Source organism: Streptomyces sp. ATexAB-D23 (genome assembly GCF_000373645.1).
Classification (GTDB): domain Bacteria; phylum Actinomycetota; class Actinomycetes; order Streptomycetales; family Streptomycetaceae; genus Streptomyces; species Streptomyces castrisilvae.
In genome coordinates, this window is sequence record NZ_KB892001.1 from 43,818 (window position 1) to 60,153 (window position 16,336).

Annotated in this window: 16 protein-coding genes; 8 read left to right on the forward strand and 8 right to left on the reverse strand. The window is 72.3% G+C overall.

Translation table 11 applies throughout. From position 1 onward, the window contains the following. Nucleotides 1-2,122 (reverse strand): beta-L-arabinofuranosidase domain-containing protein (locus B082_RS35340; protein WP_037709110.1); only part of this gene is annotated, 2,122 nt, incomplete at its 3' end. 514 nt (nucleotides 2,123-2,636) lie between these two features. On the opposite strand from B082_RS35340, the gene B082_RS0100160 reads away from it, so the two are divergent. The 6 genes from B082_RS0100160 to B082_RS0100185 all read left to right on the forward strand — a co-directional run bounded on the left by B082_RS0100160 (nucleotide 2,637) and on the right by B082_RS0100185 (nucleotide 9,910). After that, complete coding sequence (locus B082_RS0100160; protein ID WP_018549796.1) at nucleotides 2,637-3,722, forward strand: ABC transporter substrate-binding protein; 1,086 nt, start codon at nucleotides 2,637-2,639, stop codon at nucleotides 3,720-3,722. Between the two features lie 178 nt (nucleotides 3,723-3,900). Continuing rightward, nucleotides 3,901-5,556, forward strand: a complete 1,656-nt coding sequence (locus tag B082_RS0100165) for a sugar ABC transporter ATP-binding protein (RefSeq protein WP_037709113.1) — start codon at nucleotides 3,901-3,903, stop codon at nucleotides 5,554-5,556. Further along, nucleotides 5,553-6,527 (forward strand): ABC transporter permease, encoded by a 975-nt coding sequence (locus B082_RS0100170; RefSeq protein ID WP_018549798.1) that lies wholly within the window; start codon nucleotides 5,553-5,555, stop codon nucleotides 6,525-6,527. Before B082_RS0100165 ends, B082_RS0100170 begins: the two co-directional genes overlap by 4 nt. Next, on the forward strand, nucleotides 6,524-7,582 hold the full coding sequence (locus B082_RS0100175; protein WP_026249258.1) for an ABC transporter permease: 1,059 nt from the start codon (nucleotides 6,524-6,526) through the stop codon (nucleotides 7,580-7,582). The genes B082_RS0100170 and B082_RS0100175 overlap by 4 nt, the downstream gene beginning before the upstream one ends. Nucleotides 7,583-7,694: 112 nt before the next feature. Beyond that, nucleotides 7,695-8,729 carry a LacI family DNA-binding transcriptional regulator gene (locus tag B082_RS0100180; protein WP_018549800.1) on the forward strand — a complete coding sequence of 345 codons (1,035 nt, stop codon included), beginning with the start codon at nucleotides 7,695-7,697 and terminating at the stop codon, nucleotides 8,727-8,729. A gap of 101 nt (nucleotides 8,730-8,830) precedes the next feature. After that, entirely contained in the window at nucleotides 8,831-9,910 is a 1,080-nt protein-coding gene (locus B082_RS0100185; protein WP_037709115.1) for an aldose epimerase family protein, read from the forward strand. Nucleotides 9,911-9,925: 15 nt separating this feature from the next. Here B082_RS0100185 and B082_RS0100190 read toward each other — a convergent pair whose 3' ends face one another. Then, nucleotides 9,926-10,510: a YdeI/OmpD-associated family protein gene (locus tag B082_RS0100190; RefSeq protein ID WP_018549802.1), complete on the reverse strand. Its 585-nt coding sequence runs from the start codon at nucleotides 10,508-10,510 to the stop codon at nucleotides 9,926-9,928. Nucleotides 10,511-10,680: 170 nt separating this feature from the next. Between B082_RS0100190 and B082_RS0100195 the strand changes: the two genes are divergently transcribed. Next, nucleotides 10,681-11,031 carry an ArsR/SmtB family transcription factor gene (locus tag B082_RS0100195; RefSeq protein ID WP_018549803.1) on the forward strand — a complete coding sequence of 117 codons (351 nt, stop codon included), beginning with the start codon at nucleotides 10,681-10,683 and terminating at the stop codon, nucleotides 11,029-11,031. Between the two features lie 211 nt (nucleotides 11,032-11,242). Here the strand turns inward: B082_RS0100195 and B082_RS39390 are convergent, their stop codons facing one another. From B082_RS39390 to B082_RS0100220, 5 genes are all read right to left on the reverse strand, one after another. Continuing rightward, nucleotides 11,243-11,422 (reverse strand): hypothetical protein, encoded by a 180-nt coding sequence (locus tag B082_RS39390; RefSeq protein WP_199783733.1) that lies wholly within the window; start codon nucleotides 11,420-11,422, stop codon nucleotides 11,243-11,245. 70 nt (nucleotides 11,423-11,492) lie between these two features. After that, the gene (locus B082_RS0100205; RefSeq protein ID WP_018549805.1) at nucleotides 11,493-12,194 is read right to left on the reverse strand and encodes an HAD family hydrolase; all 702 of its coding nucleotides are present in this window, start codon (nucleotides 12,192-12,194) and stop codon (nucleotides 11,493-11,495) included. 46 nt (nucleotides 12,195-12,240) lie between these two features. Beyond that, nucleotides 12,241-12,933: a phosphatase PAP2 family protein gene (locus tag B082_RS0100210; RefSeq protein WP_018549806.1), complete on the reverse strand. Its 693-nt coding sequence runs from the start codon at nucleotides 12,931-12,933 to the stop codon at nucleotides 12,241-12,243. Nucleotides 12,934-13,063: 130 nt separating this feature from the next. Next, the gene (locus B082_RS0100215; RefSeq protein ID WP_018549807.1) at nucleotides 13,064-13,999 is read right to left on the reverse strand and encodes a M56 family metallopeptidase; all 936 of its coding nucleotides are present in this window, start codon (nucleotides 13,997-13,999) and stop codon (nucleotides 13,064-13,066) included. Nucleotides 14,000-14,085: 86 nt separating this feature from the next. Beyond that, a complete protein-coding gene (locus tag B082_RS0100220) occupies nucleotides 14,086-14,673 on the reverse strand; it encodes a DUF5134 domain-containing protein (protein ID WP_018549808.1) in 588 nt (195 codons plus the stop codon). A gap of 244 nt (nucleotides 14,674-14,917) precedes the next feature. On the opposite strand from B082_RS0100220, the gene B082_RS0100225 reads away from it, so the two are divergent. Next, on the forward strand, nucleotides 14,918-15,478 hold the full coding sequence (locus tag B082_RS0100225) for a GNAT family N-acetyltransferase (RefSeq protein WP_018549809.1): 561 nt from the start codon (nucleotides 14,918-14,920) through the stop codon (nucleotides 15,476-15,478). Nucleotides 15,479-15,485: 7 nt separating this feature from the next. Here B082_RS0100225 and B082_RS0100230 read toward each other — a convergent pair whose 3' ends face one another. Beyond that, on the reverse strand, nucleotides 15,486-16,169 hold the full coding sequence (locus B082_RS0100230) for a glycerophosphodiester phosphodiesterase (RefSeq protein ID WP_026249259.1): 684 nt from the start codon (nucleotides 16,167-16,169) through the stop codon (nucleotides 15,486-15,488). Nucleotides 16,170-16,336 lie beyond the last annotated feature (167 nt).

The window sequence follows — 16,336 nt, forward strand, 5'->3', positions numbered from 1 at the left end:
CGAACTGCACGACGTGGGCGCTGTCGGCGGTGGACATCCCGTCCACGCCGAGGACCTTGCCGGAGTGCCGGTTGCGGACGCGGTACCAGCGGTCGGCGAGCCAGGGCCGCCCGTCCGGGGCGGCGGTGGGGAACGACGTGATGCGCAGCCTCGCCGCCCCCATCGGGACGAGCGTGACGTCCTGGACCGGTTCGCCGCTGCGTGCGGGGGAGTCCTGGAGCGGGGCGACGACCCGCTCGTCGTCCGCGGTCCACTCCGGGATGCGGCGGGCCTTCGCGGTGATCGTCAGGGGGGTGCCGTCGAGCGTGAAGGGGTTGTCGTCCCCGAGGCGCCGGACCGTGCGGGGGCGCAGGGAGGCGGCCGGATCCTCCGCGTCCAGGACGAGCCCGTAGTTCCACGGCCCGGTGGCGTGGACCGCGTACTGCGGGAACCGGTCGGTGCCGCCGATGCGCTCGTACCTCTCGCCGATGCGCAGGGAGTACGTGAGCGGGCCCCGGTCCACGCTGACGGAGCCGCGGTTGTGCTCCCAGGTGCGGACGGTGGTCCGCTGCGGGAAGCGCAGGGTGACCCGGTCCCCGTCCGCCCAGGTGCGCTCGATCCGGGTGAAGGCCGGGCCCGCCGGAGCGTCCACACCCTGTCCGTTCACCGCGATCTCGGGGGCCTCGCACCAGGCGGGTACGCGCAGCACCAGCGGGAAGCCCAGCGGCTTCGGTGCCTTCAGGGCCAGGGTGACCGTCTCGGTGAAGGGGTAGCCGGTCTCCTCGGTGAACGTGACCTCGGTGCCGTCGGCCACCTTCGCGGTCACCTCGCAGGCGGCGTACATCGCGGCGGCGAGACCCCCGTCGGGCGTGGCGAGCCACAGCTCCTCGGTGAAGTACGGCCAGCCCATGCCGTAGTTGTGCGGGCAGCAGCGGTACTGGTCGACGCCGGGCAGGAACGCCTGCATGGCGAAGCCGTTCTGGAACTGGCGCTGGGACTTGGGCACGTCGTCCAGGTCGACGCCGTTGGCGCTCGTGATGTAGTGGACCGCCTTGCCCGAGGGGTCCAGCGAGGCGGGCAGCGAGTTGAACGCCAGCTCCTCGCAGCGGTCGGCCCACAGCGGGTCGCCGGTGATCCGGGTCAGCAGCTGGTGGCTGGCCATGAACTCGACGACACCGCAGGTCTCGAAGCCCTGCCGGGGGTCGCCGTGCCCGGGGCGCGCGTTCTCGTCCCCGGCGAAGCCCCCGCCGGGGAACTGGCCGTACTGGTCCATGGCCCTGCCGTACGTCCCGTACGTGTCCCGGGTGCCCTGGGCCGAACCGCTGCGCAGCGCGTACTGGGCCGGCTCGCGGAAGCCCTGCGCGATGTTCACGTTGTGCGCGTCGACCAGGTTGTCGCCCCAGTCGGCACCGTACGCGTGGATCTTGTCCGCGAGGTCCAGCAGGAAGGTGTCACCGGTCCGGTTGAACAGCCAGAACACGCTGTCGAGACCGTCGCCCCAGCGCAGCGCGATCCAGCTGGTGTCGAAGGCGCCGGGGCCCTGGGCGTTCATGTAGCGGAAGAACCGGCTCAGGAAGGGGATGATCCGGTTGTCGCCGGAGCACTCCTGCCAGGAGCGCAGGGCCTGCACCAGAGGCAGGAACGGCCAGAAGTCCGGGCCGCCGTTCAGCGACGTGCGCAGCGCCTTCGGGCCGAAGAACCCGTCGGATTGCTGGGTGGCGAGGATCGCGTCGAACCAGCGGCGCACCGCCGCCAGGGCTGTCGCGTCGCCCGTGACGATCGCCAGGTCGGTGTAGCCGCGCAGCCAGTACGGCACCTCCTCCCAGCCGCCGAGGTCCGGGCGGACCCAGCCGGTGGCCGTGAAGTCCAGGAAGTGCGAGAGCTCCTCGTAGCGGCCGCACAACCCGTCGAGCTGGAGTTTCAGCTGTCCGGCGAGCCAGCCCCGCGCGGTGACCCGGCCGGGCGGGAGCCGCAGGAAGGCGGTCGGGTGCAGGGGAGCGGCGTTGGGGGAGTAGTGGCCGCCGTGGGCCGGTTCCACCCGGTGTCCGGCGGCCGTCGCGGTGGACGACCAGCGGCCGGCCGCCGTGGTGGCGGCGACGGTGGCGAGGGCGCCGGTCATGAGCTGTCTGCGGTTCAGGGGCATGGGGGAGGGCTCCTGCTCTGCCGGGCATGGGGCTCCGGCTCAAGAAAGGCGCGTCAGACAAGGAGGGCCGCCACGGCGCAGCGGTCCGGACCGGCTGCGCGCACGACGAAGAGCGCCGCCGCGATCCGGGGAGGGCGGGGCGGCACGTGCTCTGCAACGTTGGAAAATGGGGTTCCGGCGGTATGACAGCACGCCGTCGACCGGCTGTCCAGGGGCCCGGCAGTAACCCGTGGGCCGGGGTGGTCCGGCCGGGCCGGGTGGCTCCGACACATTTTGGAAACGCATCGACAACGCTCTTGCCGCCCGTGCCGCACCGCCTATATAACGTTGTAAACCGAGCCGCCGAGAGGCCGCGCAGGCTCTCACGACCACAGTTTGTGCAGCTAGGGGCCGTCTCCTAGCGGGGCCGTGAGTGCAGTGACATCAGCCGCCGTGCAGCGGCCGATGCATCGTCCAGCCATGACCGACCGCACGCCCCTCGGCGTGCCGTCATCCCGCCAAGGAGCTCCCGCGCATGATGATCCAGCGCCGATCCCGTACCCTCGCCGTGGCCTGCCTCCTCGCCGCCACCGCCACGCTGGCCGCCTCCGGCTGCTCCAAGTCGGAGTCCTCGGACTCCGCGAACGCGGACAGCAGCCAGGGCGCCCAGGCGGCCAAGACCCCCGAGTCCTCGTCCGGTTCCGGCTGCTCGCTGGAGGCGTACGGGGCCCCGAAGCTCGACCTGAAGGACGCGGTGGTCGGCTTCTCCCAGTCGGAGAAGGAGGCCAACCCCTTCCGCATCGCCGAGACCCAGTCCATCAAGGACGAGGCCAAGAAGATCGGCGTCAAGAAGCTGCTCACCACCAACGCCCAGTCGCAGCTGTCCAAGCAGATCAGCGACATCCAGGACATGCTGTCCCAGGGCGCGCAGTTCCTCATCGTCGCCCCGCTCAACTCGGACGGCCTGGAACCGGCGCTGAAGGCCGCCGCCGCCAAGAAGGTCCCGGTCCTCACCATCGACCGCAAGCTCAACTCCACCGCCTGCAAGGACTACGTGGCCTTCCTGGGCTCCGACTTCGTGGAGCAGGGCAAGCGCGCGGCGGACGCGATGATCGAGTCCACCGGAGGCAAGGGCAAGGTCGCCATCCTCCTCGGCTCGTCGGGCAACAACGTCACCACCGACCGCACCAAGGGCTTCGTCGACCAGCTCAAGGCCAAGGCCCCCGACATGGAGATCGTCGCCCAGCAGACCGGTGAGTTCGCCCGCGACAAGGGCCAGCAGGTCATGGAACAGCTCATCCAGTCCAAGCCCGACATCACCGCCGTCTACGCGGAGAACGACGAGATGGGCCTCGGCGCCGTCACCGCCCTGAAGGCCGCGGGCAAGAAGCCCGGCAAGGACGTCAAGGTCGTCTCCGTCGACGGCACCCGCAACGCCGTCCAGGCCATCGTCAACGGCGACTACAACGCCGTCATCGAGTCCAACCCGCGCTTCGGCCCGCTCGCCTTCGCGACCGCCCAGAAGTTCTACGGCGGCGAGGAGATCCCGGAGAACGTCATCATCACCGACCGCGCCTACAACGAGGCGAACGCCAAGGAATCGCTCGGCGGCGCGTTCTGATCCGACCCGGCCCCACCTGTCCGTAAGGGCGTGTCCCGGACACGCCCCGGCACCACCGGGCGCCGGCCCGCAGGCCGCGCACCCGGCCCCGTCGGCCCCACCGCCGCCGTGACGCTCCCACCCGTCACGGCGGCGACCGGGCCCACACCCTTGGAAGAGCGGAAGGCCAAGACCAGCCATGGCACCACCCGAAGCAGTACCGCAGCCGCCGGAGCCGGCCGCAGGCGTGCGGGGGACCACCCCGCCCGCCGCCGCCCTTGTGAAGGAGGCCGACCCGGCGCCCGCCGTCCTGGAGGCCCGCTCGGTGAGCAAGCGGTTCCCGGGCGTCGTCGCCCTCGACGGCGTCTCCTTCTCCCTGCGCGCCGGCGAGACCCACGCCCTGGTGGGGGAGAACGGAGCCGGGAAGTCCACCCTCATCAAGGTGCTGACCGGCGTCTACCGGCCCGACGAGGGAGAACTGCGGCTGGCCGGCGAACAGATCGCCTTCGCCCGGCCGTTCGAGGCCCAGCAGGCCGGGATCTCCACGATCTACCAGGAGGTGAACCTCGTCCCGCTGATGAGCGTGGCGCGCAACATCTTCCTCGGCCGCGAGCCCAAGAACCGGCTCGGCCTGATCGACTTCGCCCGGATGCACCGCGAGACCACCGGACTCCTCGACGGCTTCGGCGTCCGCGTCGACCCCAGGCGCCCCCTGCACACCCTGGGCATCGGCACCCAGCAGATGGTCGCCCTGGCCCGCGCCGTCTCCGTCAACGCCCAGGTCGTCATCATGGACGAACCCACCTCCTCGCTGGAGCCGCGCGAGGTCGAGACCCTCTTCCGGGTCATCGAGGACCTGCGCGGACGCGGCATCGCCGTGCTCTACGTCAGCCACCGCATGGACGAGCTCTACCGGATCTGCGACCGGGTCACCGTCCTGCGCGACGGCCACCACATCCACACCGGCGACCTCGCCGACCTGGACCGGATGCAACTCGTCTCGATGATGCTCGGGCGCGACATGGCCGAGGTCCGCCGCGAGGGGCTCACCCACTTCGACTCCGAGGGCCACGAGGTGGCGCGCACCCCCGTACTCACCGCCACCGGCCTCTCCCGCGACCACCAACTACACGACATATCCCTGGAGTTGTACGCGGGCGAGGTCCTCGGTCTCGGCGGGCTCCTCGGCTCCGGCCGCAGCGAGACCGCGAAGGCCCTCTCCGGCGCGCTGGGCCTGGACTCCGGCGAGGTGAGCATCGGCGGACGCACCCTGCGCCGGCTCACCTCCGCGGCCGCCATCCGCTCCGGCATCAGCCTGCTGCCCGAGGACCGCAAGGCCGAAGGCATCGTCCCGGGCCTCTCGGTCCGCGAGAACATCGTGCTGGCCGCGATGCCCCGCCTCTCCCGCGCCGGCATCGTCTCCCGCGCCAAGCAGGACCGCATCGTCGACATCTTCATGAAGCGCCTCCGGATCAAGGCGGCGAGCCCCGAGCAGAAGGTCGGCGAACTCTCCGGCGGCAACCAGCAGAAGGTGCTGCTGGCCCGCTGGCTCTGCCTGGAACCCAAGGTCCTGCTGCTGGACGAACCCACCCGCGGCATCGACGTCGGCGCCAAGGCGGAGGTCCAGAGCCTCATCGACGACCTCGCCCGCGAGGGCCTCGCCGTCCTGCTCATCTCCTCCGACATCGAGGAACTGATCGAGGGCGCCGACCGCATCGTCGTCCTGCGCGGCGGCGCGGTCGCGGGCGAACTGGCGGGCGACGAGGTGGCCGAGAGCCATCTGCTCGAAGTGCTCGCCGACCACTCTCCGGCACCCGAGGACAAGGCGCCGGCCGCCAAGGAGGACCCCCGATGACCCAGGCCGCAGTCTCCACCCCCGCAGCCCGGCCGCTCGCCCGGCTGCGCGACCCCGCCTGGTACCAGGAGTACGGCGTCTACCTCGCCGTCGCGGTCGTCCTGCTCTTCAACGCGCTGTTCACCGAGCACTTCATGACCGTGGACAACCTCCGCACCCAGCTCGTCCAGGTCGCCCCCATCGTCATCGTCGCCCTCGGCATGGCGCTCGTCATCGGCACCGAGGGCGTCGACCTCTCCGTCGGCTCGACCATGGCCCTGGCCGCCGCGCTGCTGCCGCTCTACCTCGGCTACGGACTGGTGCCCGCCCTCGTCATGGCGCTGCTGGCCGGCGCCCTGGTCGGAGCGGTCAACGGCACCCTGGTCTCACTCGTCGGCCTCCAGCCCATCGTCGCCACCCTCGCCCTGTTCGTCGGCGGCCGCGGCCTCGCCCTGGTCATGGCGGACAGCCAGCTCAAGCAGATCGTCAACCCCGACCTGCTGTCCCTGGGCACCGGCTCCTTCCTCGGCATCCCGCTGGTCGTCCTCATCGCCGCCGTCCTCGCCGGCGCCGTGGCCTTCCTCGTCACCCGCACCACCTTCGGCCGCCAGGTCGTCGCCATCGGCGGCAACCGGTCCGCCGCGGCCCTGGCGGGGCTCCCCGTACGACGAGTGCTCATCGGTGTGTACATGCTCTGCGGAGTGCTGGCCGCCCTCGCGGGCATCCTGGCCACCGCCAGGCTCACCGCCAGCGACCCCTCCTCGCTCGGCACGCTCATGGAACTCTCCGCCATCACGGCGGTCGTGGTGGGCGGCACCCCGCTCAACGGCGGCTCCATCCGGGTCCTCGGCACCGTCGCCGGCGCCCTGCTGATGCAGCTGCTGCGCGCCACCCTCATCAAGCACGACCTGCCCGACTCCACCGCACAGATCGCCCAGGCGGCCATCATCATCGCCGCCGTCTACGTCGCCCGGGAGCGTCGGTCCCGATGAACGAAACCTCACCTGCCCCGGTGGCCTCCGCACCGGCACCGCGCAAGACCCCCGCGACGGGCGGCGGCAAGCCCGCCACCAAGGCCGGAACGCGGGCCGTGACCGGCCGGCGGATCGCCGAACTCCTGCAACGCCAGGGCGTGCTGGTCGTCCTGCTCACCGTCGTGATCGTCGCGTCCTTCATCTACCCGTCCTTCCACACCCTGGACAACGCCCGCGGAGTGACCGTCCAGGCCTCGTTCCTGGCCGTGGTCGCGCTCGGGATGACCATGGTCATCATCACCGGGGGCATCGACCTCTCCGTCGGTTCCGTCTTCGCGCTCGGCGGGGTGCTCGCCGCCTGGGCCTCCCAATGGGGCTTCCTGCCCGCGCTGTTGACGCCACTCGTGGTGTGCGGTGCGATCGGCCTGCTCAACGGATTCCTGGTGGCACGCGCCGGAATGGCGCCCTTCATCGTCACCCTCGCCACCCTGCTCGGGGCGCGCGGCCTGCTCCTCGTGATCACCGACGAGGGCGCCACCACCTACCTGGTCCCCAAGGACTCGGCCTTCGCCGAGCTGGGCCAGGGCAGCGTCTGGGGCTTCGGCTACCCCATCCTGGTCGCCCTCGCCCTCTTCGGCGCCGGCGGACTCCTCCTGCAACGCACCTCGTTCGGGCAGACGATCTTCGCCGTCGGCGGCAGCAGCGACGCGGCCACGCTGATGGGACTGCCCGTCGCCCGGACCAAGATGCTCGTCTACACGCTCAGCGGACTGCTGGCCGGCCTCGCCGGCGCTCTCAACGCCGCCCGGCTCTCCTCCGGGGTCACCATCCTCGGCGTGGGCATGGAACTCGACGCGATCTCCGCCGTCGTGATCGGCGGCACCCTCCTCATCGGCGGCGCCGGATCGATCAGCGGAACGCTCTGGGGCGTCCTGCTGCTCCAGGTCATCCAGAACCTGATCAACCAGATCGGCACACTCAACTCCTCGTACCAGTCGGTCGTCAGTGGCGGGTTCCTTATCGTTGTCGTCGTGGCCCAGCGCTATCTGGCGCGCAGCCGCAGAACCACCTGAACCGGTGCCGGGGCCGCCGCCGCGGCCCCGGCACCGTTCGAGCCGATCGAGCCGAACCGGCACAGCCGGGCCACCGCGCGACACCGCGCGACAAGTCGATTCAGGGAGTGCCGTGGGCGTCAGCCTCAAGGACGTTGCGCAACGGGCGGGCGTGTCCATCAAGACCGTGTCCAACGTGGTGAACAACTATCAGCACGTCACACCGAAGATGCGGGCCAGAGTGCAGCAGGCCATCGACGAGCTCGGCTACCGGCCGAACCTCACCGCCCGCCATCTGCGCAAGGGCCGTACCGGGATCATCGCGCTCGCCGTCCCCGAGTTCGGCAACCCGTACTTCGCGGAGCTGGCCGGCGCCGTCGTCGATGCGGCCGCCCGGCACGACTACACCGTGCTGGTCGACCACACCGGCGGACTGCGCGAGAAGGAACTGCTGGTCAGTCAGGGCTTCCGGTCCCATGTCATCGACGGGCTCATCCTCAGCCCGATCCACCTGGAGACCGAGGACCTGATGGCGCGCGCCGACACCGCGCCCCTCGTCCTGCTCGGCGAGCGCGAGTACGAGGCCCCGTACGACCACATCGCGATCGACAACGTCGCGGCGGCGCGAGAGGCCGTACGCCACCTCCTGGGCCTCGGACACCGCCGGATCGCCTTCCTCGGCTCCCGCACAGGACGCGAACGCCAGCCCGCCCACCTGCGGCTGCGCGGCTGGCGCGAGGAGCTGGCCGCCGCCGGCGTCGAGCCGGACGAGTCGCTGGTCGTCGTCACCGACGGATACGGCCGCGAGGACGGCGCCTCCGCCATGGCCGCGCTCCTGGACCGGGGCGAGCGGCCCGACGCCGTGTTCGCGTACAACGACCTCATCGCCATCGGCGCGATGCGCACCCTGACCGAGCGCGGCCTGCGCATCCCCGAGGATGTCGCGGTCGTCGGTTTCGACGACATCGAGGAGAGCCTCTACGGGGCCACCACGCTGACCACCGTGGCGCCCGACAAGGAGGCCATCGCCCGGCTCGCCGTCGACAGCCTGGTCGAGCGGCTCTCCGGCGACCAGGTCAGCGAACCCCGGCGGCCCCGGCCCGGCTACCGGCTCGTCATCCGCGAATCCACCGTTCCCCGGCCCGCCGCCGGCCGGGCCGCGCCGTAGACACCGCCCGGACTCCCCGCCACCCCTGGGGAGTCCGGCGCACACGTCCCCGGTCCGCCCGTCCGGCCGCTTCGGCCGTCCGATCGCCCCAAGGATCCTTGATGCCTCGCCCCACCGTGAACCGCAAACCGTTCGGCGCCCATGGGCCCACGGACGTCGACGTCCTGACGCTCGACTCCGGCACCGGAGTCCGGGCCGAGATCCTCACCTACGGCGGCATCCTGCACCGTCTCACCGTGCCCGACACCGCCGGTGACCCCGCGTCGGTCGTGCGCTCGCTGCCGTCCCTCGACGACTACACGGGCAAGAACCCCTTCTTCGGCGCGCTCGTCGGGCGCTACGCCAACCGCATCGCGCACGGCAGGTTCACTCTCGACGGCACGGAGTACCAGGTCCCCGCCACCGACCGCGGCCACGCCCTGCACGGCGGCCCCGACGGATTCCACACCCGCGTCTGGGAGGCCGCGGCCGACGCCACCGACGAGGCCGCCACCGTGCGGCTCACCCTGCGCAGCCCCGACGGCGACATGGGGTTCCCCGGCGCGCTGGACGTCACCGTGACGTACACCCTCGACACGGCCGGCACCCTCGCGCTCGACTACGAGGCGACCACCGACCGCGCCACCGTCGTCAACCTCACCAACCACGCCTACTTCGACCTCGCGGGCGAGGGCGACATCCTCGGCCACACCCTCCAGGTGGACGCGGAGCGCTACCTGCCGGTCGACGAGGACGGCATCCCCGAGGGTCCGGCCGCACCCGTCCGGGACACCCCGTTCGACCTGACCGCACCGCGGACCCTCGCGGAACGCCTCGCGCTCCCGCACGAGCAGCTGCGCCGGGCCGGCGGCTTCGACCACTGCTGGGTCCTCGACGGCCCGGACGCGCCCGCCGGGCCGCGCCGCGCGGCCCGCCTCACCGCACCCGGCGCCGGACGGGTCATGGAGGTGTGGACCACCGAACCCGGCATCCAGGTCTACACGGCCAACCAGCTGGACGGCACCCTGGCCACCGCCGACGGCGGCCGCCACGACCGGCACAGCGCCGTCTGTCTGGAGACCCAGCACCTGCCCGACTCGCCCAACCGCCCGGACCACCCCGGCACGGTCCTGCGCCCGGACGAGACCTTCCGCAGCCGCACCGAGTTCCGCTTCCCGCACCTGACGGACCTGCCCGGATGAGGTGGGCCGGGCCCGTCAGGTGACCTTGCGGCCCTCGGCCATGGCGGCCACCGCCCGGCGCAGCCGCGCCTGTCCGACCTCGGGCGTGGACGCCGTCATGAGGCGCAGCAGCACCAGGTAGCGGTCGGACCTGCCGAGCCGCCCGAAGAAGTCCCCCGCCGCCTCGTCAGCCGCCGGCGCGGCGGCGAGATCGGCGGGGACGGTGGCCAGGCTCTGCGAGGGGTAGGCGGCCTCCCACCGCCCGTCCGCGCGCGCCGCCTCGGCATCCGCGAGGCCCGGCGCGCGCATCCGCCCCGCCTCGGTGAGCGCCACCACCTTCTCCACGTTCACCAGCGACCAGACGCTGCGCGGACGGCGGGGTGTCATCCGCTGGAGGTAGTACACCTCGTCGCAGGACTTGCGCTGCCCGGTGATCCAGCCGAAGCAGAGGACGGCGTCGGTGTACTCGTCGGCCGTCACCGACGCCACGCCCGAATTCCGCTTGGCGACCTTCAGCCAGAGGCCCGGCCGGTCGGCATGATGCTCCTCCAGCCACGCTTCGAGGCTTTCGGCGCACGCGAAGGTCCGGGCGTTCTCCGGGGTGTCGGCCGTGCTCGTCATCCTGCTGCGCCTTCCGCTCGGCACCGGGCCCGCTGCCCGGCCGCCCATGCCACGCCAGGCGGCCGTGAGGACAGGTTCTGTCCTCTACGTCAAATTACGATGGGTCTCGTATTATGGGAGCCCCGGACGGAGCGACGATACGGAGAGCGACCGTGACCCCTGCCAGCACCATGGCCCCGGCAGCGGGCGCGCGCACCCTGGCCCACCCCGCGCGCGAGGAGATCAGGCTCGAAGCGGTCCTGCACGCCCTCTCGGACCCGGTACGGCTGTGTGTCGTCCGGGAACTCGCGGCGGCCGAGGGCGAGCTCACCTGCTCCTGTTTCGACCTGCCGGTCACCAAGTCCACCACCACGCACCACTTCCGGGTGCTCCGCGAGAGCGGCATCGTCCGGCAGACCTACCGGGGCACCGCCAAGATGAACGGGCTCAGGCGCGACGACCTGGAAGCGCTGTTCCCCGGTCTGCTCCCCGGCATCCTCGAAGCGGCGGAGCTCCAGGCCGGCCGCCTCGGCGGGAGCTGACCGGGCGGGCCCGGCCGGCTCCCGCCGAGGCGTTCCGCGCGGGCGGAGCCCGGTAATTCATTGACCGATCAGCCACGACGGGACATGCTGTAGCCCCGCCCGGCCCGCCACCGCCCGCAGACGCCCCCCGGGGCTCATGCGAGGCCGTACCGGCCGGAGTGCCGTGCCCCGGTTCCGGCGACGCAGGGGATCGCCGGAGCCGGCGCGCGCCTCAGGCGGCGGACCTGGAATTGCCCTTGGTGGCGGCGGCCCACTCGACCAGCAGACGCTGGTAGTGCTCCTCGTCCTCCGGGGACAGGTGGCCGCCCGAGCGCCGCCACAGGTCGCGAATGTCTTCATTCACCACTGCGGCAGAGCGTACGGAGCTGGACGGGCACGAAGTCGGGGACATACCTACCAGGTTAAGGCCCCGATGTGACAATCCGACCCATTGCGCGTCAGGGACATCTCTCACATCTCTGTCAGGCAACCATCGCGGTCAGTCCGAGCTCCCGTAGCCCGTCGGGCCGCTCATCGACCGGTGCATGCTGCACGAATCGCACCTCGCAGCCCAGTGCCGCGGCCCCACCGTCCGCCACCCGGTCGTCGCCCACCATCACCACATCCGTCGGATGCTGTCCCAGAAGTGTGCAGGCCGTGTGAAAGAGGCGCGCGTCCGGCTTCTGGACGCCGTGCTCGAACGAGAGGACGTACGCGTCCACGTACGGGTCCAGGCCGTGCGCCCGGAACACCGGCCGCAGGTCCCAGCCGATGTTGCTGACGATCCCGATCCCGGCCCCGGCCTCACGCAGCCCGGCCAGCACCTGTGCCGCGTCCGGGTAGGGGCGCCAGGCGTCCGGCGACAGATGGCGTTCGTACAGGACGTCGTACAGCCCCGGGTCGGGCAGGGCGACCTGGCGGGCCAGACCGGTGTACACCGCGCGGTGCAGCTCCGCGCTCTCGTCGCGGTGCGCCCAGCCTTCCGCCAGCTCCTCGGGCATCCGCCGCGGATCGGGGCCGCCGGGCAGCGCGCCGGCCGCCTCCAGCTCCGTCGCGTACCGCTCGAAGTCCGCCTCGGCCACGCTCACCCCCCGCTCGGCGAGGGCCCCGGCGAGCCAGGAGCGGACGGATTCGATCCGGAACAGCGTCCCGGAGAAGTCGAAGAGCACACCCTTGATCGGCATGGCACCGATCCTCGCCCACGGGGTGGAGGCGGGCAAGCGGCCCTGTTCAGGCCGCCCGGCCGGGGCCGGAACGGGCGGCGTACCGCTCGAAGCCGCGGACCGCGAGGGCCACCAGCGCCGCTCCCAGAAGCCACCCGCCCAGCACGTCGGACGGCCAGTGCACCCCCAGATACAGCCGGGTGAGACCGACGCCTGCCACCGAGACGGCCGCCGCTCCCACGGCCGCCCGCCACAGTCGGCCCCGGGCGCCGGACCGGTGCAGCAGCCACAGCAGCAGACCGCAGCTCACCGTCGCCGTCATCGCGTGCCCGGAGGGGTAGGCCGCGTACGAGGCGGAGTCCACCGGGTCCGGCCACCGGGGGCGGTCCCGGCCGATCGCGGCCTTGACGCCCTGCTGGAGGAGCGAGGAGACCACGGTGGTGGCCGCGACCCAGACCGCGAGCGGCCGGGCGCCGCGCCACCACAGGGCCACCACCGCGACGGCGATCAGGGCGCGCATCGTCCACGGGTCCCACAACCAGTCCGTCAACAGCCGGTTGACGTGAACGAGGCCGGGTTCGGCCACCGCCCGCCGGTGCAGCGACCGGGCGACCGAGCGGTCCAGTTCCATCAGCGGCTGCCACCGGGCCACGACCAGGGCCGTCAGCGCCCCGGCGAGCACTGTGCAGACGGCCCCCGCGCGGGCGACCGGCGAAGAGGCGCGGGCGCGGTCCACGAGGGAGCGCGGCGACACATGCATGGCTCGATCCTCGCCGAGCCCGCCACCCGAGTCCATCCCAGCACGCCGGACGGCACACGGTTCGGCCCGGCCCGTCGGGGATCACGCCCGGCTCGCCGGACGCCCCACGGTCCCGCTCACCGGCCCCCGCTCACCCCAGCGCGCTGAGCGCCGGCACGAACGCGACCAGCAGCGGCACCACGGGTACGAAGGCCGCCGCGGCGGTCAGCCGCAGCCGCCGGGCGGCCGTGAGCCGGCCCGCCGGGGCCAGCAGCCGGTTCACCCGCAGCGGCAGCTCCGCGTCCCCGGCCGGGCAGGGGCCGAACACCCCCCGGTCCTCGTTGAGTTCGACCAGGGCGAGGGCGATCGTCAGCCGGCCGAAGCGCCGCGAGGCCACATCGTCGGCCGCCAGCTCGACCAGCCGGTGCATCTCGCCTCGGAACGCCGCGAACACCGGGACCTGCGGGAAGCCCGAGGCCAGCGCCTCCGAGCAGTTGAGCAGCCAGTCGTGCCGTGCCTGGGCGTGGCCCTGCTCATGGGCCAGGACCGCGTCGAGCTGCCGCCCTTTCAGGCGCCCGAGCGCGGCCGTGGTGATGACGAGCTGGGGCGCGGCCCCCGGCAGCCACCAGGCGTCCGGGCGCTCGCCCTCAAGGACCACGAGACGTCCGCTCCCGGGCTCCTCGCCGGGCATCAGAGGGGCGCGCACCAGGAGTTCGGCCCGCCGCTGCCTGCGCCGCAGGTGTGCCCGGCGGATCTCCCGGGCCAGCATGGCCGCCGTCCACACCCCGCCGAAGGCCAGCAGCACCGCCATCACCGCCGACCAGGGCCCGTCGTCCGCGAGCGCGTACGCCTCGACGACGCCGTGCGGCGCGGGCGCGAAGACATGGCCGCGTACCGCCTGCCACGCCGCGGCGGCGCTGAACGTCATGGACAGGCCGAACGACAGCAGCACCCCGGCCACCACGCACTGCCAGACCCACAACGCCACCACGGGCTCGCGCTCGGGCCACTCGGCCCGCGCCATCAGGCGCGGAGTCACGACGGCGGCCAGTGCACCGAGCAGCAGCAGCGCTAGGGAGACCCACATGGCGTCAGCCTATGAGGGCCGCGCCACACACGGGTACGGCTGCGCGCGCCAAGTGACGCACACCACGATTGCTCCCGCCCGCCGTCTCACAGAGTGAGCAGCATCGCGAACATGGCTATGCCCATGGTCAGCCGGCAGGCCGGTGCGAGCTCGGGCGCCACCCCCCACGCCGGCGCCGGCCCGCCGCCCGCGCCCCCGGAAGCCGCGGTGACCATCGGTATGAGCCGGGCGCCCGAGCGCAGCACGTACACGGCGTAGTAGACGAGGAGCAGCCCGGTCAGCACGGGTATGCCGCCCGCCGCGGCCATGCCGTGCGAGCCCATCGCGTGCGCGCCGTGGCCCGAGCCGCCCGCCCCGGCCATCACGACGGCCATGTAGACCATCGCCGATGAGCCGACCAGATGGTGCAGGTGGTGACCGTCGCGCCGGGAGAACCACAGGGCACGCAGGGCCGCCACCCCGAACAGCGCCGCGTACACGCTCCATCCCCAGGTGGGCGGGGCGACCGCGGCGGCCGGAATCGCCATCGCGGCCATGCCGAAGCCCATCAGCGCCTCCGCCCGCGCCGTTCTGCGGTCCTCCGCACTGCCCGCCCGGGTCCGCAGCAGGCAGTACGCACCCGTCACCGCGCACAACGTCATCAGCAGCCATCCGGACACCGCCGGTCCGTGCACAGCGCCCTCCCCCCCCGAGCGAAACGACATGCCGTCGACTAGAAGATGCCCGGGGCCGACGGCCCGTATGCGGCGCACGGGAGTGCGGGGGAGCGCGCGCCGGAGGTGTTCTCGCGATACGCCTGGTGCCCGCGCCCCTCGCACCGCCGTGGTGCGCCCCGTGAAACCGCCCGGGGGCGGATTCGGCCCCGGGCGTTACGCTTCTGCGGCACCGCCCTTGCAGAGAAACCGGAGAAGCCCCGCCATGGACACCGCACCGCCCCGGGAATCGGGAGAGCTGACCTTCCGCGACGCGACGGACGCGGACGTCACCGCGCTCGTGGAGCTGATCGAGTCGGCGTACCGGGGCGACAGCAGCCGCGCCGGATGGACCACCGAAGCGGACATCCTCCAGGGCCGGCGCACCGACCCGCAGGGGGTGCGCGAGGTGGTGGACGGCTCCGGCAGCCGGCTCCTCGTGGTGGAGCGCGACGGCGCCCTGATCGCCTGCTGCCAGCTCGAACACCGGGGCGAAGCCGCCTACTTCGGAATGTTCGCGGTCCGTCCCGCACTCCAGGGCGCCGGCCTCGGCAAGGTGATCATCGCCGAGGCCGAGCGCACCGTCCGGGAGACCTGGGGCGTGCGGGAGATGCACATGACGGTGATCTCCGTACGCGAGGAGCTCATCGCCTGGTACGAGCGCCGCGGCTACCGCCGCACGGGCAGGCTGACCCCGTTCCCGTACGGCAACGAGCGCTTCGGCATCCCCCAGCGCGACGACCTCGTTTTCGAGCTGCTCGTCAAGGAGCTTTCGAGGGAGGTCTGACGCGTGCCTACGCGGTGAAGCGGCCCGCGCGGCGGATCTCGGGGTGGTCGGTGGTCACGCCGTCGAGCCCGAGTCCGCGGGCCAGCCGCAGCTGATCCTGCGTGTTGACCGTCCAGCCCACCACCGTCAGCCCCTCGGCGTGAGCCTTCTCCACCAGCTCCAGGGTGATGCGCCGGATGTTCAGCACCAGCCGGGTGGCCCCCACCGCCTTCGCACGGTCCACCAGGTCGCCGCCCCACCTGCTGGCCACCAGGGCCGTCCGCACACCCGGAACCAGCTGCGCGATCTCGGCGATCGCCTCGTCGTGGAACGAGATCACCTCGACGCGGGCGACCAGATCACGTTCCCGCATGACCCCGGCCAGTGTGCGGGCCGCGGCCACGTCCTTGATCTCCGCCTGGATCGGGGAGCGCACGGCGTCCAGGACCTCCTCGAAGACCGGGACGCGTTCGCCCTGACCCGCGTCCAGCGCGCGCAGCTCGGCAAGGGTCTTCTCCGCGATGGGGCCCGAGCCGTCGGTCGTCCGGTCCACCTCGGCGTCGTGCATGACGGCCAGCGCGCCGTCCTTGCTCAGATGAAGGTCCAGCTCGATCAGGTCCATGCCGGCCTGCTCGGCGTGCACGAACGAGCGCAGAGTGTTCTCCGGCTCGACCCCCGCCACCCCGCGATGACCGATGGTGAGAAAAGACAAGGCACGCTCACTTCCGTCGACGCTTGCTTCCCGCGCGCTGCTGACACCCGCACGGTGCGGCGCCATGGCCGCACCGGCAGCCTAATGTCCCGGGTCCGGCTCGCGGCGGAAGGGCGCAGGCTCTCCGCCTCAGGGCGTGTGCCCACCGAAGAGGTCGTCGAAGCGCT

What these genes read in the sequence shown, in the direction of transcription:
- B082_RS0100160 (WP_018549796.1), top strand. Translation starts at nt 2,637, where the DNA reads ATGATGATCCAGCGCCGATCCCGTACCCTCGCCGTGGCCTGCCTCCTC.
- B082_RS0100165 (WP_037709113.1), top strand. Translation starts at nt 3,901, where the DNA reads ATGGCACCACCCGAAGCAGTACCGCAGCCGCCGGAGCCGGCCGCAGGC.
- B082_RS0100170 (WP_018549798.1), top strand. Translation starts at nt 5,553, where the DNA reads ATGACCCAGGCCGCAGTCTCCACCCCCGCAGCCCGGCCGCTCGCCCGG.
- B082_RS0100175 (WP_026249258.1), top strand. Translation starts at nt 6,524, where the DNA reads ATGAACGAAACCTCACCTGCCCCGGTGGCCTCCGCACCGGCACCGCGC.
- B082_RS0100185 (WP_037709115.1), top strand. Translation starts at nt 8,831, where the DNA reads ATGCCTCGCCCCACCGTGAACCGCAAACCGTTCGGCGCCCATGGGCCC.
- B082_RS0100190 (WP_018549802.1), bottom strand. Translation starts at nt 10,510, where the DNA reads ATGACGAGCACGGCCGACACCCCGGAGAACGCCCGGACCTTCGCGTGC.
- B082_RS0100195 (WP_018549803.1), top strand. Translation starts at nt 10,681, where the DNA reads ATGGCCCCGGCAGCGGGCGCGCGCACCCTGGCCCACCCCGCGCGCGAG.
- B082_RS39390 (WP_199783733.1), bottom strand. Translation starts at nt 11,422, where the DNA reads ATGTCCCCGACTTCGTGCCCGTCCAGCTCCGTACGCTCTGCCGCAGTG.
- B082_RS0100205 (WP_018549805.1), bottom strand. Translation starts at nt 12,194, where the DNA reads ATGCCGATCAAGGGTGTGCTCTTCGACTTCTCCGGGACGCTGTTCCGG.
- B082_RS0100210 (WP_018549806.1), bottom strand. Translation starts at nt 12,933, where the DNA reads ATGCATGTGTCGCCGCGCTCCCTCGTGGACCGCGCCCGCGCCTCTTCG.
- B082_RS0100215 (WP_018549807.1), bottom strand. Translation starts at nt 13,999, where the DNA reads ATGTGGGTCTCCCTAGCGCTGCTGCTGCTCGGTGCACTGGCCGCCGTC.
- B082_RS0100225 (WP_018549809.1), top strand. Translation starts at nt 14,918, where the DNA reads ATGGACACCGCACCGCCCCGGGAATCGGGAGAGCTGACCTTCCGCGAC.